This is a genomic window from Microbacterium sp. Z12_35, assembly GCF_058310475.1.
Genome location: NZ_JBZEGJ010000001.1, coordinates 760,984 through 775,090, shown reverse-complemented (window position 1 = coordinate 775,090; position 14,107 = coordinate 760,984). Strand labels below are relative to the sequence as shown.

The following is a 14,107-nucleotide window of genomic DNA, read 5'->3' as shown; positions in this document are numbered from 1 at the left end:
AGCTGACGCGCGCAGAGAATACACCAGTCATAACCTCTGGCGACGGGTGGATATTCCCCCGCGTCAGCCCAGACTCGGCCCGCCGCGCTTGTCCTCGTCACCGCTCGGACGCGTGGCGAGGAAGCGCTCGAGTTCGGCCGCCAGTTCATCCGCGCTCGGGAGGTCTCCCGTGTGGATGATGGGCGTCGCCTGGTTGGAGCCGGCCATCCCCGCCATGTACGAGTCGTAGCGCTCCTCGAGGCCTTCGAGCATCCGGGTGAGTTCGTCGCTGCCGGTGACCTGCTCCTGGACCTTGTCGAGGTACTCCCGGTTCTCCTCGCGCACGGCGTCGCCGTCGAAGACCAAGCCGGTCGCGACGGTGATGCTGTCCATGCCCGCGAGAGCTGCGGCGGGATACTCCGTGTCGCCGAGATAGTGAGGGATGAGCAGGACGAAACCCGCCACCTTCGCGCCTGCCTCGGCGAAGCGGTACTCCAGCAGGTGGCCGACGGTCGCCGGAACCCGGGTGTGCGGTCGCCACACCGAATGGGCTTCGACCAGCTCGGTCCGCGTGCCGCTGACAGTCGTACCGATGGGGCGGGTGTGGGGCACGGGCATCGGGATGGCATGCACCCACGTGACCGATGACACCTGGAGACCGGCGCTGAGTTCCAGCACGGCATCGACGAAGGCATCCCATGCGAAGTCCGGCTCGTAGCCGGCCAGCAGGACGAAGGGCTGGCCCAGGGCGTCGTGGGCGAGGGAGAGCTCCAGGCGCGGCGGGTGATATCCGGTCAGGTGGTCTTCGTCGAAGGAGATGACAGGGCGCCGGGCACGGTAATCGAGCAGCACGTCGTTGGAGAAGACGTACAGCGCGGAGGGCTGCAAGTCATCGCGGAAGTAATCGATCAGCCGGGACACGGCAGAGCCGGCGTCGGTGAACCCTGTCAGCGCGATGACCAGCGGAAGCCCGGACGGCACCGGCGGCGCCGAGACGGCACGGTCGAACAGCGACGCGGGATAAGGCATACCTCAACTCTACGAGCGCAACCGACCTCGGGGAGCCGCGACCCCTCCCGCTCACAGCGAACACGCGAACCTAGGATGGAGCGCATGCCGTTTCCCCTCGTGACGCACAGCAGCACCCCCCTGGATGAGATCTCCGCCGATGCCATCCTTCTCGTCCTGCCGGCGGCGGGTGAGGATGCCGCGGTACCCGGCTGGCCAGGTCTCCGTGAGACGCTCAGCGCGGTGGGCTTCACCGGGAGCGCGGGGTCGTTCCAGCGGGTGGCCGTTCCCGGGATGACGACGCCGATCGCGGTGGCCGGAGCGGGCACCGACCCGCAGGCCTCTGGGTTGCGGGCGGCAGCCGGAACCGGCATCCGCCAGCTCACCGGATTCGCCCGAGTCGCCGTCGGCGCGCCCTCGACGCCGGATGCTGCGTGGCGCGCCCTGGCGGAAGGCGCAGCTCTCGGCGGTTACCGATTCGCCGGATACAAGACCGCTGCTCCGCCCTCGCGGGCCGAAGAGGTCGTGGTGGTGACTCCCACGGCGCCGGATGATGCTGAGGTCGAGGCCGTCGCTGCGATCAGCGACGCCGTGGCACTGGTGAAGGATCTGGTCACCACTCCCGCCGAGTGGCTCGGGCCGGCCGATCTCGCTGAGCGGGCGGCGGAATCAGTCGCGGGTCTCCCCGTCGACGTGACGATTCTGGATGAGGAAGCGCTCCGGGAAGCGGGATACGGCGGCATCCTCGGCGTCGGCCAGGGATCGGACCGTCCGCCGCGGCTCGTTCGCCTCGAGTACTCCCCCGACACCGCTACGCGCTCGGTCGCGCTGGTCGGTAAGGGGATCACCTTCGACACCGGTGGGCTGTCGTTGAAGCCGGCGGCGTCGATGGTCGGGATGAAGTACGACATGTGCGGTGCCGCCACGGTGCTCGCGGTGGTGCGGGCGGCGGCGGCTCTCCGCCTTCCCGTGCGCGTCACGGCGTGGATGTGCATCGCCGACAACATGCCCTCGGGCCGCGCCACCCGCCCCGGCGATGTCGTGCGGACGCTCGACGGAACGACCGTCGAGGTGCTGAACACCGATGCGGAGGGACGCGTCGTCCTCGCCGACGGCCTCGCCGCCGCAAGTCGGGAACACCCCGACCTTCTCATCGACGTGGCCACGCTGACCGGCGCGATCACCGTGGCTCTGGGAACCCGGCACGCCGGCGTGATGGGCGACGAGGAGGCCGTGAGCCGGTACCTGGATGCGGCGTCCCGCGTCGACGAACTGGCCTGGCCGCTGCCGCTCCCCGACCACATGGCCGATGAGCTGGACTCCCCCATCGCCGATCTGCAGAACGCGAAGATCGGCGACCCGGCGGGCGGCTCGCTGTTCGCGGGGCTGTTCCTCCGGCGTTTCGTCGGGCAGACTTCCGACGCGGAGGACGCTCCCCGCATCCCGTGGGTGCACCTCGACATCGCGGGCGTCGGCATGAACAAAGGTGCGCCGTATGGCTTCACGGACAAGGGTGTGACCGGCGCGACGGTGCGCTCGCTCATCGAACTTCTGGCCACGGAGGCGGCAGCATGACGGAGCACACGGCCGACCTCGTCGTGCTCGGCGGTGGCAGCGGGGGCTACGCCGCGGCGCTCCGCGCCGCGGAACTGGGCTCCTCGGTGATCATCGTGGAGAAGGACAAGGTGGGAGGCACGTGCCTGCACCGCGGATGCATCCCGACGAAGGCTCTGCTCCACTCGGCGGAGGTGGCCGACGCCACGCGCACCGCCGCCTCTGTCGGCGTGCGCGCAACCCTGGAGGGGATCGACCCGGCGGCCGTGCGGACCTACCGCGAAGGAATCGTCTCCAAGAAGTACCGCGGCCTCGAAGGCCTGCTCTCCGCGCGCGGGATCACTGTCGTCGCCGGGGAAGGCAGGCTCGAGGCGGGGCTCGCCGTCCGTGTAGGCGACGACCTGTACCGCGGCGCGGATGTCGTCATCGCCACCGGCTCGTATAGCCGGACGCTCCCGGGGCTCGACATCGGCGGTCGCATCATCACCAGCGAACAGGCTCTCGAACTCGACGCGATCCCCGCCCGCGTGATCGTCCTCGGCGGCGGCGTCATCGGCGTGGAGTTCGCGAGTGTCTGGCGTTCGTTCGGCTCTGAGGTCACGATCATCGAAGCACTGGATCATCTGGTGCCCGCAGAGGACGTCGCCTCCAGCAAGACGCTCGAACGCGCCTACCGCAAGCGCGGGATCGACTTCCGCCTCGGCACGCGGTTCGCTTCTGCCTCACAGAGCCCCGACGCGGTCACGGTGCAGCTCGAGGACGGCAGCTCTCTCGAGGCCGACTACCTCCTGGTCGCCGTGGGGCGCGGTCCCGCGACTGCGGGACTCGGGCTGGAGGAGTCCGGCGTGCTGCTCGACCGCGGTTTCGTGCGCACCGACGAGCGCCTGCGCACCGACGCCGAACACGTCTGGGCCGTCGGTGACGTCGTCGCCGGCCTGCAGCTTGCCCATCGCGGGTTCCAGCAGGGCTTCTTCGTGGCGGAGGAGATCGCCGGTCGCTCCCCCGTGCGTGTTCCGGAACACCACATCCCGCGAGTCACCTACTCCCACCCCGAGGTCGCCTCCGTCGGGTGGACGCAGGCCCAGGCCGCCGAACAGCACGGTGCCGACGCGCTCGTTGTCACCGAGTACAACCTGGCCGGCAACGCCCGCAGCGAGATTCTCGGCACGGCGGGTATCGCGAAGGTCGTCCGCCTCAAGGACGGCCCGGTTGTCGGGGTCCATCTCGTGGGCGACCGCGTGGGTGAACTCATCACCGAGGCTCAGCTCGTCGTGGGGTGGGAAGCGCATCCCGAAGACGTCGCTCCGTACATCCATGCGCACCCCACGCAGAGCGAGGCGCTCGGTGAAGCGTTCCTCTCCCTGGCGGGCTCGCCGTTGCACACGCTCTGAGCTGCCCGGCGCGTCACTAAGCTAGATACGAATCCGCCTTTGAAGGAGACAAGCTCATGAGCACTTCCGTCGTCCTCCCCGCGCTCGGAGAGAGCGTTACCGAGGGAACGGTCACCCGCTGGCTCAAGAAGGTCGGTGACACGATCCAGGAGGACGAGGGCCTGCTGGAGATCTCGACCGACAAGGTCGACACCGAGATCCCGTCGCCCGTCAGCGGAGTGATCGAAGAGATCCTGGTCGAAGAGGACGAGACCGTAGAGGTCGGCGCCGTGCTGGCGAAGATCGGTGACGGCTCGGGCGCGTCCACGGACGATGCCCCCGCGAGCGAGGCAGCAGCGGCGGAGTCGGCTCCGGCCGAGCAGTCCGCTCCCGCGGAGGAGTCCACCCTCGCCGAGCAGCCCGCTTCCGCCGAAGAGCCGGCTCCGGCGGCGGAGGCCCCACCCGCCGAGCAGCCCGCCGCCGAGCCGGCCGCCGCTGAGCCGGCTGCCCAGGATGGTGGCGAGAGCCGAGAGGTCGTTCTGCCGGAACTGGGTGAGAGCGTCACGGAGGGCACGGTCACCCGCTGGCTGAAGCAGGTCGGTGACGACGTCGCCGTCGATGAGCCGCTCCTGGAGATCTCGACCGACAAGGTCGACACCGAAATCCCCTCCCCCGTCGCCGGCGTGCTGCAGGAGATCCTCGTGGGCGAGGACGAGACGGTGGCGGTGGGGGCAGCCCTCGCACGCATCGGCAGCGGCTCAGCTCCCGCTCCTGCTGCGGCAGCCGCGCCCGAGGCGCCTTCCGTGGACAAGCCCGTAGAGGCTGACGAGCCCGCGGCGCAGCCGGAGCCCGCAGCCGCCCCAGCTCAGTCCGCCGAGCCGGAGAAGACGGCGGAGCCGTCCAAGCCGGCTGAACCGGAGAAGCCCGCCCCCGCGCCCGGAGCCTCCACTCCCGCCCCGCAGGCCCCGTCGACGTCGTCGGAGTCGCTGTCCGCGTCGAACGACGAGGTGACGTATGTGACCCCGCTCGTGCGCCGACTCGCACAGCAGCAGGGCGTCGACTTGTCGAAGATCACCGGAACCGGTGTCGGTGGACGCATCCGCAAGGAAGACGTGCTCAAGGCTGCCGAGCAGGCAGCGCAGGCGGCGCAGGCACCGGCGCCGGAGCCCGCGGCGCCCGCCGCCGCGGCACCCGCACCGCTCGAGGTCTCGCCGCTCCGCGGCACGACGCAGGCGATGTCTCGCCTCCGGAAGGTACTCGCCGAGCGTGCCGTCGCATCCATGCAGGCCACGGCTCAGCTGACGACTGTCGTCGAGGTGGATGTCACGAAGCTCGCGTCGTACCGCGATCAGGTCAAGGGCGATTTCCAGTCCAAGACCGGTGACAAGCTGTCGTTCCTGCCGTTCTTCGTCCTGGCCGCCGCCGAGGCGCTGCAGGCCTACCCCGTGATCAACGCCACGGTGGACGGCGAGACCATCGTCTACCCGCCGTCGGAGAACATCTCGATCGCGGTCGACACGGAGCGGGGCCTGTTGACCCCCGTGGTGCGTGAGGCCAGTGGGAAGAACCTCGCTCAGATCGCGCACGAGATCGCAGATCTGGCGGCGCGCACGCGGAACAACAAGCTCAAGCCGGACGAGTTGGCCGGCGGCACCTTCACGGTCACGAACACGGGCTCCCGCGGCGCGTTGTTCGACACCCCGCTGGTGTTCCTGCCTCAGTCCGCGATCCTCGGCACCGGAACGGTCGTCAAGCGCCCCGGCGTCGTGTCGGTGGACGGTAAGGACGCGATCTCGGTTCGCTCCTACGTGTTCCTCGCGCTTTCCTACGACCACCGAGTCATCGACGGGGCGGACGCCGCCCGGTTCCTCTCCGCGGTCAAGGCACGCCTCGAGGCGGCACAGTTCCAGGACAACCTCGGCATCTGATCAGGCGGGTGGATCCGCGACGTCGAACGCGTCGCGGATCCGCCAACCCCCCGGTGTCGTGACCACGGTCACGAACTGGGAGAGTTCCCCGGGAGCGTCCACCCGGAGGACTGCAAGGCCGCCGAAGTCGTCAAGCAATGCGATCGTCCGTTGCTCGGCGTCAACGGCGCCCGGGGGCAGCGTCTTGCCCTGATCCTCCTGAGCCAAAGCTCGGCAGGGCGCGTCCGGACACGCGGCACGCGCATCCAACAGCCCGCGCAGTGCCTCCGCGGCGTCGGCCGGCTGGTCACCGCTCCCTGTGCTCGCTTCCGCATCCGGTGCGACGGGCGACGCGGATGCCGGGGTGGACGGAACCGGCTTCTCGGCGCCGAGGGCAGCGTGAGGCCCGCTCGGCTCCGGCCAACTCAGTCCCACGACCAGGACCACTGCGGCCAAGCCGGCGGCCCACGCGACCGGACGGACCTTCCTGCCACGGCTCGTCATTCGCACGCGGATCCGATGCATGAGATCGAACGCGCTGGCGGCGAGCCCCGAGTCGGCGGCGACGGCCAGGCTGCTCCACCACTCGCGGCGCAGCGCCTCCGGCTCTCCGCCGGCCACCGTGTCCGCTGCCGGGATCGTGGGAGGCCGCACCGGACCGATCACCTCGGTCATGAGGGGTTCCGCCTCGACGACGGCGAATAAGGCGTCCTCCCACCTGTCGGCGTTACGGGGAAGGACGCGGGGCTGAGTCAGAGCATCGCGGAAGTCGTCGAGGACGTCGCGCAGACCTGGATCAGCGACTGTTTCCGCGAGTCCGGCGACGAGCTCTTGCGACGCGCGAACGGCGTCGCTTTCGCCCGAACCGCAGACGAGCACGGGCTTCCCTTCGACTGTGACCCACCAGGACGCGGTCTCGCCATCGAGCTCTTCGGTGAGCGCCGTCACGAGCCCGCGCAGGACGCTGACGGCCACCGTGAGCGCCTCACCGTCCGACACCGGCGCGCCCGCACCGCCCCGCCGGGCCACCAGACGGTCGAGGCGGTCGGCCACGGCCGGAAGCACGATGTCGTGCCCGTCTTTCCGTCGCACGACATCGAGCGGGGCGAGCATGTGGCTGTCGCCCGGTGCGCGCCACGCCGGCCAGTCCTGAAGCAGGTTCCGATCGACCAGCAGGACCGTGCCATCGCCGGCGCCGCGAGCAAGCACGCCCTCGAACGGCGCATCGGGGGGACCGACGGCGCGGATGGCCGGATAGGCGGTGTAGGCGGAAGGAACCGGAAGCGCTCGCACGCCTTGATCCTGTGCGCGGACGCGCCGGTGGTGGCGCCGTGGCACGGAATCAGGGGAAAGAGCCATCAGGACGCCGGTTGTGGAGGACGGACGCCCGGGGCGCCGGAAGGTAGAATCCCGTTATGGCCGCTCGCAGTTCCGCACCCGAGAAGCGCCCTGGCTTCTTCTCGCAGCTTCGTACCCTTTTCCGGTTCACACGCGAGGCTTACCGATGGCTCCCGTTCGCCCTCATCGGGATCCTTCTCGCCGGTATCGCTCTCGGTATCGGCATCGGCTTCCTCATCCCGCCCGTCGCGGTGTGGAGTGTCATCCTGTGGGGCGTCACGGGCCTGATGGCCGGCATCCTGGCGGCGATGATCACGATGACCCGTCTGTCGACCAAGGCCATGTACAAGAAGATCGACGGGATGCCCGGTGCCGCCGGTCACGTGCTGTCCACGGGGCTCGGCCGCAACTGGAGCGCATCCGAGATGCCGGTGGGTGTCAACCCGCGTACGCAGGAGGCGGTGTACCGCGCGATCGGTCGCGGAGGTGTCGTCATCGTCGGCGAAGGCGCGCGCGGCCGCCTCACGCGGCTCATGAACGATGAGCGCTCGAAGGTACAGCGGGTGGCGTCGGGTGTCCCCGTGCACGTGTTCTACGTCGGGCACGGCAACGATGAGGTCCCCATCGGCAAGCTCGCGTCGACCATCAAGGCGCTGCCGAAGAAGATCGACCGGGCCACGATGGCCGCTGTCATCAAGCGTGTCGACTCGATATCGCAGTCGGTGACGTCGCTGCCCATTCCGAAGGGCGTCGATCCCACCAAGGTCCGCGCGCCGCGGCCCCGCTGACTCCCGCACCACCAGCCCGCTGACTCCCGCACCATCGCGGCCCTGAGCGCGTCGAAGGGTCAGGCGCGAACGAGGACCGTGCCGGCCGCCCTGTCGTGGAGGCCGCGATTGTCCGCATCCCAGATCACCGCGGGAATCACCAGCGCGAGCAACACCGTCCGCACGATCGGCCGCCACAAGCCGGTCCAGCCTCCGGTCACGCGCTGCAACCGCATCCCGAACACCCGGTGACCGGGGCTTCCGCCGATCGTCGGGATGAAGAGGATCTGCACGAGCGCGAAGATCACCGTGGTGGCGAGGGCGTCGTACGCGAAGAACGCGATCGAGATCACCACTGCGCACGCCCAGTCGAGGATGATCGCCCCCACACGGCGGCCCAGGGTGGCGATGCTGCCCCTCCCCTGCGCCGGCAGCCCCAATCGCTCACCGGGATAACGTTCTGCGGGTGTAGCGTCGGGCATTACCTCAGCCTAATCAGGCACGCGTAACATGCCGGAAACATGAGAGACACTGCCGGGCAATGCCTCCTGGGTAGGTTCGAGGGGCCAGCCCTGGCAGGCCGGCGAATCCCGATGCCCTACCTCTGGAGTCTTCCACATGTTCAAAGATTCATCCGAGGTGCTGAAGTTCATCAAGGACGAGGACGTCAAGTTCCTCGACATCCGATTCACGGATCTCCCTGGCGTGCAGCAGCACTTCAACATTCCCGCGGCCACCGTCGATGAGGACTTCTTCACGGTCGGACAGCTCTTCGACGGCTCGTCGATCCGCGGGTTCGCGAACATCCATGAGTCGGACATGCAGCTGATCCCGGATGTCACCACCGCGTACCTCGACCCGTTCCGCGAGGCGAAGACGCTCATCATGGTCTTCGACATCTACAACCCCCGTAACGGCGAGATCTACTCCAAGGACCCGCGTCAGGTCGCCAAGAAGGCCGAGAAGTACCTCGCCTCGACCGGCATCGCCGACACCGCCTACTTCGCGCCCGAGGCTGAGTTCTACATCTTCGACGACGTCCGCTACGAGGTGAAGCAGAACACGAGCTTCTACGCGGTGGACTCCGAGGAAGGGGCCTGGAACACCGGCCGCGCCGAAGAGGGCGGCAACCTCGCCAACAAGACGCCTTACAAGGGCGGCTACTTCCCCGTCTCCCCCGTCGACAAGCAGGCCGACCTTCGTGACGACATCAGCCTCAAGCTCATCGATGCGGGCCTCATTCTCGAGCGCGCGCACCACGAGGTCGGCACCGGCGGCCAGGCGGAGATCAACTACCGCTTCGACACGATGGTGCACGCCGCCGATGACATCCTGAAGTTCAAGTACATCGTCAAGAACACGGCGCTCGAGTGGGGCAAGGTCGCGACCTTCATGCCCAAGCCGCTCTTCGGCGACAACGGCTCGGGCATGCACACGCACCAGTCGCTGTGGAACGACGGCAAGCCGCTGTTCTACGACGAGACCGGCTACGGCGGCCTGTCCGACGTCGCGCGCTGGTACATCGGCGGCATCCTCGCCCACGCGCCGGCCATCCTGGCCTTCACGAACCCGACGCTGAACAGCTACCACCGCCTGGTGAAGGGCTTCGAAGCTCCGGTGAACCTGGTGTACTCGGCCGGTAACCGCTCGGCGGCCATCCGCATCCCGATCACCGGCTCCAACCCGAAGGCCAAGCGCATCGAGTTCCGGGCACCCGACGCGTCGGGCAACCCGTACCTCGCGTTCGCCGCTCAGCTCATGGCCGGCATCGACGGCATCAACAACCGCATCGAGCCGCACGAGCCCGTCGACAAGGACCTCTACGAGCTGCCCGCCGAAGAGGCCAAGAACATCCCGCAGGTTCCGAACTCGCTGCTCGACTCGCTCGAGGCGCTGCGCGCCGACCACGAGTTCCTGCTCGCCGGTGGCGTCTTCACCGAGGAGCTCATCGAGACCTGGATCGAGTACAAGATCGAGAACGAGATCCAGCCGATCGCCCAGCGCCCGCACCCGTTCGAGTACGAGCTGTACTTCGGCGTCTGAGTTCTGGTCTGCGCGAAGGGGCTCCGGTTCGCCGGGGCCCCTTCGTCGTTTCCGGGATGCTGCGACTGCGCAGCGACGAATGCACGACGTGATGTCGAGCGCACGGCCTGATCACGTTGGGACGTCGTGCGTTGGGCGAGAACCCGTGCAGTCGGCGCGGTCAGGGCCGGCGCGAGACCACGGTTGCGAGCGACTCCTCGAGGTCAGGCCGACCGAAGACGAACCCCGCCTCCGTCAGCTTTCCGGGCAGCACCCACCGGCTCTTGAGAACGAGCTCCGGCTCCGTGCGCAGCACCCACATGGCCGGCTCCAGCATCCACCGCCACGCCGGAAGACCGATCGGCGTCCGGACGGCACGGCGGAGGGTGCGCATCAGCGTACGGTTGTCGACCGGATGCGGGCTGGCGAGGTTCACCGGCCCGGAGATGTCGTCGCGGGCCAGGAGGAAGTCGACCGCCGCCACGACGTCGTCCACATCGATCCAGCTGAACTTCTGCCGACCCCGTGTCCGGTGTCTGGGGGCGCTGCCCCCGGTGGGGCGCGGACCGATCCCGCGATAGCGCCGGTGCGGGAACCACCATCCGTCGAACTGCGGTCCGCCGAGCCCCACCCGCGCGAGCCGCAACAGCGTGCGCGTGGCCGGTCCGTCGCCGATCACGATGGCCATCCGCAGCGCGACCCGGCGCGTCGTCGGCAGGTCGCCGGCGAAGAATTCCTCTTCCCAGGCTCGAGCGACGTCGACTGAGAACCCGCTGCCCAGATCGCCGTGGTTCTCCGTGTTCGGCCGGTCCATCGCGTGACGGTAGATCGTCGCCGTGGACGCGTTCAGCCACACCCGAGGTGGCCGCGCAGCCGATTCCACCGCCTCGCGCAGTTGACGTGTGGTTTCCATGCGCGACCGCAGGATCTCGTCCCGGTTGGCGTCGGTGTACCGGCAGTTGACCGACTTCCCCGCCAGGTTGATGAGCACGTCCGCGCCGTCGACGAGCCGGCGGACCCCGGCCGCGTCGCCCCACACGGCGTCCCCGGACCGCCCGATCGTCCGTACGGCGAAGCCCTGCGAGGAGAGGGACCGGGTCAAGGCGCTTCCGACGAAGCCGCTGGCGCCCGCGATCACGGCCGTGCGGGGGCTCACATCATCCATAGAAGAGCTTCTCGAACACTCGGCGGGCCCGACGGGTGGCGGCGAGGTAGTCCTCCTCGACGCGCGTCGCGGAGCGGGGCGGGTACTCCAGGATGCGGCCGATGCCGTCGAGCTTGGTGCGGTCGGTAGGCAGCACGTCGCTGGTCTGCCACGACAGCAGGGTCGCCGCCGACCGCAGGCGGCTGGCCAGGCGCCACGCCTCCCTGAGTCTGGAGGCGTCGACATCGCCGACGAACCCGGCTTCTCGGGCCGCCTCGAGCGCGTCGAGTGTGGAGGTGGTCCTCAGACCGGGGACGGCGGCGGCGTGCTGGAGCTGGAGGATCTGCACGAGCCATTCCACATCGCTGAGCGACCCCGGGCCCAGCTTCAAGTGGCGCGCCGGGTCGGCGCCTTGAGGGAGGCGCTCGTTCTCCACACGCGCCTTGATGCGCTTGATCTCCCGCAACCCGTGGGGGTCGACCTGCGCCGGATATCGCACCTCGTCGGCGAGCTCGGTGAACGCGGCGATGAGCTTGACGCTGCCGGCCACTCCCCGCGCGCGGAGGAGCGCCTGGGCCTCCCACGACAGCGACCAGCGGCGGTAGTACTCCGCGTACGCCTCGAGCGACCGCGCGACGGGGCCGTTCCGTCCTTCGGGGCGCAGCCCGGCGTCGAGGTCGAGCGGCAGGCGGTGGTCCTCGGAGTACCGGCGCAGGCCGGCGACCAACTGCAGCGACAGTTCGTGTGCACGCTGCGGGTCCACCCCGTTCGCGCGGTAGACGTACATCACATCGGCATCGGAACCGAACCCGAGTTCGCGGCCGCCGAACCGTCCCATCGCGATCACCGAGAAATCGAGCGCCTCGTCTTCCGGCGGCACGACCTCGCGTCGTACCGCACGGAGCGTCGCCTGGATCGTCGTCTCCGTGATCGTCGTGAGCGCCCCGGCCAGCTCGTCGATCGTCAGCACACCGAGCACGGCCGCCATGGCCGTGCGCAGCATTTCCCGGCGCCGCAGGGTGCGCACCGAGCGCATGGCGTCTTCGATCGAGGTGTGCCTCGTCTGGATGGCGCGAGCCTCCGCCTGAAGCGCCATCCCCGTGCGGGGACGCAGCAACGCGTCGCCGTCGAGCCACGCCGCCGATTCCGGGATCCACTCCATCAATTCGCCGACGTAGCGCGACCCCGACAAGAGGCGGGTGAGGCTCTCAGCCGCGCCGGAGGAGTCGCGCAGCATCCGGAGGAACCAGGGTGTGTTGCCCAGCCGCTCGCTGATCCGGCGGAAGGCGAGGAGACCGTAGTCCGGGTCGACGCCTTCGGCGAACCACCGGATCATGATCGGCATGAGGTGCCGCTGGATCGTGGCTTTCCGACTCAGGCCGCTCGTGAGGGCGGCGATGTGACGGAGCGCCCCGGCCGGGTCACGGAACCCGATGGCCGCCAGACGGTCGTGGGCCTGCTCGGTCGACAGCATGCGCTCGTCTTCACCCAGGCCCGCCACAGCGCTGAGGAGCGGACGATAGAACAGCCGCACATGGATGTCGCGGACTTCGCGTTTGATGCCCTCCCACGCCTCCTGGATGCCGGCGCCGGTATCGGCGATGCGGGTCGCCCGAGCGAGGACGCGGAGGTTCTCGGGTTTCGTCGGCATGAGGTGGGTGCGGCGCAGGGCGCGGAGCTGGAGGCGATGCTCGATGACCCGGAGGACCCGGTAATCACGCGCGAAGGCGCTGGCGTCCGAGCGACCGATGTACCCCTCGGCTTCGAGCGCATCGAGGGCCTCGAGGGTGCCGCGCTGGCGGATGCGGTCATCCGTCAGTCCGTGCACCAGCTGCAGGAGCTGCACCGTGAACTCCACGTCCCGGATGCCACCGGGGCCGAGTTTCACCTGACGAGCCACCTCGTCCGGCGGGATGTGCTCGGTGACGCGCTCGCGCATCCGTTGCACACTGTCGACGAAGTTCTCCCGCGCGGCGCTCGTCCAGATCTTCCGCTGCACGGCTTCGACGTACTCTCCGCCCAGTGCGGGGTCGCCGGCGATGGCTCGCGCCTTCAGGAGCGCCTGGAACTCCCAACTCTGCGCCCACCGGTCGTAATAAGACAGGTGGGATGCCAGCGACCGTACCAACGCGCCCTGCTTGCCCTCCGGCCGGAGATTCGGATCGACTTCCCACAGCGCGGGCTCGATCTCCGGGCCGGAGATGCCGCGCATGGTCTGGACCGCCAAGCGTGTGGCGATATCAATGGCGCGCGCCTCGGTCACGAGGTCTGCGTCTGCCGTGCCGCCGACGAAGATGACGTCCACGTCGCTGACGTAGTTGAGCTCGCGCGCCCCGGCCTTTCCCATGGCGATGATCGCGAGCTGGGTGGGCGCGACCTCCTCGCGGGGAAACAACACCGGTGAGCAGCCGATCCCCGACACGCGAGCGCGTGCGACGGCCAGCGACGCCTCCAACGCGGCGCCGGCGGCGTCGGCCAGGCGCGCCGAAACCTGAGCGACGACGTCGGCGGGGTCGTCCTGCGCGAGATCGAAAGCCGCGATCCGCGCCAGCACCCGGCGGTAGGCGACACGCAGGAGGACCCAGGAGTCATCCGCGCCGGAGGCCGCGAATCCGTCCGCGGCACCCACCGCCTCGAGCATCGCGGCGCGGAGCTTCTCCTCATCGGGAAGGTCCTCGCCGGCGCCGTGGAGGTTCGCCAGCTCGTCGGGGTGGCGCTGGAAGAACTCGCCGAAGCCGCTGGACGCACCGACCAGCCGCCACAGCGCGGACCAGCCGAGTTCGTCGGTAGCGAGCGCCTTGACGGCACCGGCGTCGCGTCGCGCGATGCGCACGACGGCATTCAGTCCGTCGTCGGGGTCTGCCCCGAGTGAAGCGTGATCAGCGAGGGTATCGGCGGGCAGACCGATCGCATCGGACAGCTCGGTGAGGAGGTCGTCTGCCGCTTCCAGGCGCGTGAACCCACGGCGCGCGAGCGCCGTGAGCGAGCCGCTGCGTTCTCCCGACGTCATCGCCGGCG

Annotated in this window: 10 protein-coding genes; 5 read left to right on the top strand and 5 right to left on the bottom strand. The window is 69.2% G+C overall.

Annotated features, from left to right (window positions below):
- Nucleotides 1-63: 63 nt before the first annotated feature.
- Nucleotides 64-1,008 carry a proteasome assembly chaperone family protein gene (locus AC4FS1_RS03895; protein ID WP_491152812.1) on the bottom strand — a complete coding sequence of 315 codons (945 nt, stop codon included), beginning with the start codon at nucleotides 1,006-1,008 and terminating at the stop codon, nucleotides 64-66.
- An 84-nt stretch (nucleotides 1,009-1,092) separates the two neighbouring features.
- Here AC4FS1_RS03895 and AC4FS1_RS03890 point away from each other — a divergent pair, with 84 nt between their 5' ends.
- From AC4FS1_RS03890 to sucB, 3 genes are read left to right on the top strand one after another with little or no spacing between them, the layout of a single operon-like run.
- Entirely contained in the window at nucleotides 1,093-2,562 is a 1,470-nt protein-coding gene (locus AC4FS1_RS03890) for a leucyl aminopeptidase (protein WP_491152811.1), read from the top strand.
- Nucleotides 2,559-3,932 carry a dihydrolipoyl dehydrogenase gene (lpdA, locus tag AC4FS1_RS03885; RefSeq protein ID WP_491152810.1) on the top strand — a complete coding sequence of 458 codons (1,374 nt, stop codon included), beginning with the start codon at nucleotides 2,559-2,561 and terminating at the stop codon, nucleotides 3,930-3,932. Before AC4FS1_RS03890 ends, lpdA begins: the two co-directional genes overlap by 4 nt.
- A gap of 56 nt (nucleotides 3,933-3,988) precedes the next feature.
- The gene (gene sucB / locus AC4FS1_RS03880) at nucleotides 3,989-5,839 is read left to right on the top strand and encodes a 2-oxoglutarate dehydrogenase, E2 component, dihydrolipoamide succinyltransferase (protein WP_491152808.1); all 1,851 of its coding nucleotides are present in this window, start codon (nucleotides 3,989-3,991) and stop codon (nucleotides 5,837-5,839) included.
- Here sucB and AC4FS1_RS03875 read toward each other — a convergent pair whose 3' ends face one another.
- The gene (locus tag AC4FS1_RS03875) at nucleotides 5,840-7,111 is read right to left on the bottom strand and encodes a hypothetical protein (protein WP_491152807.1); all 1,272 of its coding nucleotides are present in this window, start codon (nucleotides 7,109-7,111) and stop codon (nucleotides 5,840-5,842) included.
- 122 nt (nucleotides 7,112-7,233) lie between these two features.
- Between AC4FS1_RS03875 and AC4FS1_RS03870 the strand changes: the two genes are divergently transcribed.
- Entirely contained in the window at nucleotides 7,234-7,944 is a 711-nt protein-coding gene (locus AC4FS1_RS03870; protein ID WP_491152806.1) for a DUF4191 domain-containing protein, read from the top strand.
- Nucleotides 7,945-8,003: 59 nt separating this feature from the next.
- Here AC4FS1_RS03870 and AC4FS1_RS03865 read toward each other — a convergent pair whose 3' ends face one another.
- Nucleotides 8,004-8,405 carry an RDD family protein gene (locus AC4FS1_RS03865; RefSeq protein WP_491152805.1) on the bottom strand — a complete coding sequence of 134 codons (402 nt, stop codon included), beginning with the start codon at nucleotides 8,403-8,405 and terminating at the stop codon, nucleotides 8,004-8,006.
- 136 nt (nucleotides 8,406-8,541) lie between these two features.
- Here AC4FS1_RS03865 and glnA point away from each other — a divergent pair, with 136 nt between their 5' ends.
- On the top strand, nucleotides 8,542-9,966 hold the full coding sequence (glnA, locus tag AC4FS1_RS03860) for a type I glutamate--ammonia ligase (protein ID WP_491152803.1): 1,425 nt from the start codon (nucleotides 8,542-8,544) through the stop codon (nucleotides 9,964-9,966).
- Nucleotides 9,967-10,126: 160 nt separating this feature from the next.
- Here the strand turns inward: glnA and AC4FS1_RS03855 are convergent, their stop codons facing one another.
- Nucleotides 10,127-11,110, bottom strand: coding sequence for an epimerase (locus AC4FS1_RS03855; RefSeq protein WP_491152801.1), 984 nt, complete (start codon nucleotides 11,108-11,110; stop codon nucleotides 10,127-10,129).
- The gene (locus AC4FS1_RS03850; protein WP_491152799.1) at nucleotides 11,103-14,099 is read right to left on the bottom strand and encodes a bifunctional [glutamine synthetase] adenylyltransferase/[glutamine synthetase]-adenylyl-L-tyrosine phosphorylase; all 2,997 of its coding nucleotides are present in this window, start codon (nucleotides 14,097-14,099) and stop codon (nucleotides 11,103-11,105) included. The genes AC4FS1_RS03855 and AC4FS1_RS03850 overlap by 8 nt, the downstream gene beginning before the upstream one ends.
- Between the last annotated feature and the right edge of the window lie 8 nt (nucleotides 14,100-14,107).

Excerpts from the sequence above, each read along its gene's own strand:
- AC4FS1_RS03895 (WP_491152812.1), bottom strand. The coding sequence starts at position 1,008 with ATGCCTTATCCCGCGTCGCTGTTCGACCGTGCCGTCTCGGCGCCGCCG.
- AC4FS1_RS03890 (WP_491152811.1), top strand. The coding sequence starts at position 1,093 with ATGCCGTTTCCCCTCGTGACGCACAGCAGCACCCCCCTGGATGAGATC.
- lpdA (WP_491152810.1), top strand. The coding sequence starts at position 2,559 with ATGACGGAGCACACGGCCGACCTCGTCGTGCTCGGCGGTGGCAGCGGG.
- sucB (WP_491152808.1), top strand. The coding sequence starts at position 3,989 with ATGAGCACTTCCGTCGTCCTCCCCGCGCTCGGAGAGAGCGTTACCGAG.
- AC4FS1_RS03870 (WP_491152806.1), top strand. The coding sequence starts at position 7,234 with ATGGCCGCTCGCAGTTCCGCACCCGAGAAGCGCCCTGGCTTCTTCTCG.
- AC4FS1_RS03865 (WP_491152805.1), bottom strand. The coding sequence starts at position 8,405 with ATGCCCGACGCTACACCCGCAGAACGTTATCCCGGTGAGCGATTGGGG.
- glnA (WP_491152803.1), top strand. The coding sequence starts at position 8,542 with ATGTTCAAAGATTCATCCGAGGTGCTGAAGTTCATCAAGGACGAGGAC.
- AC4FS1_RS03855 (WP_491152801.1), bottom strand. The coding sequence starts at position 11,110 with ATGGATGATGTGAGCCCCCGCACGGCCGTGATCGCGGGCGCCAGCGGC.
- AC4FS1_RS03850 (WP_491152799.1), bottom strand. The coding sequence starts at position 14,099 with ATGACGTCGGGAGAACGCAGCGGCTCGCTCACGGCGCTCGCGCGCCGT.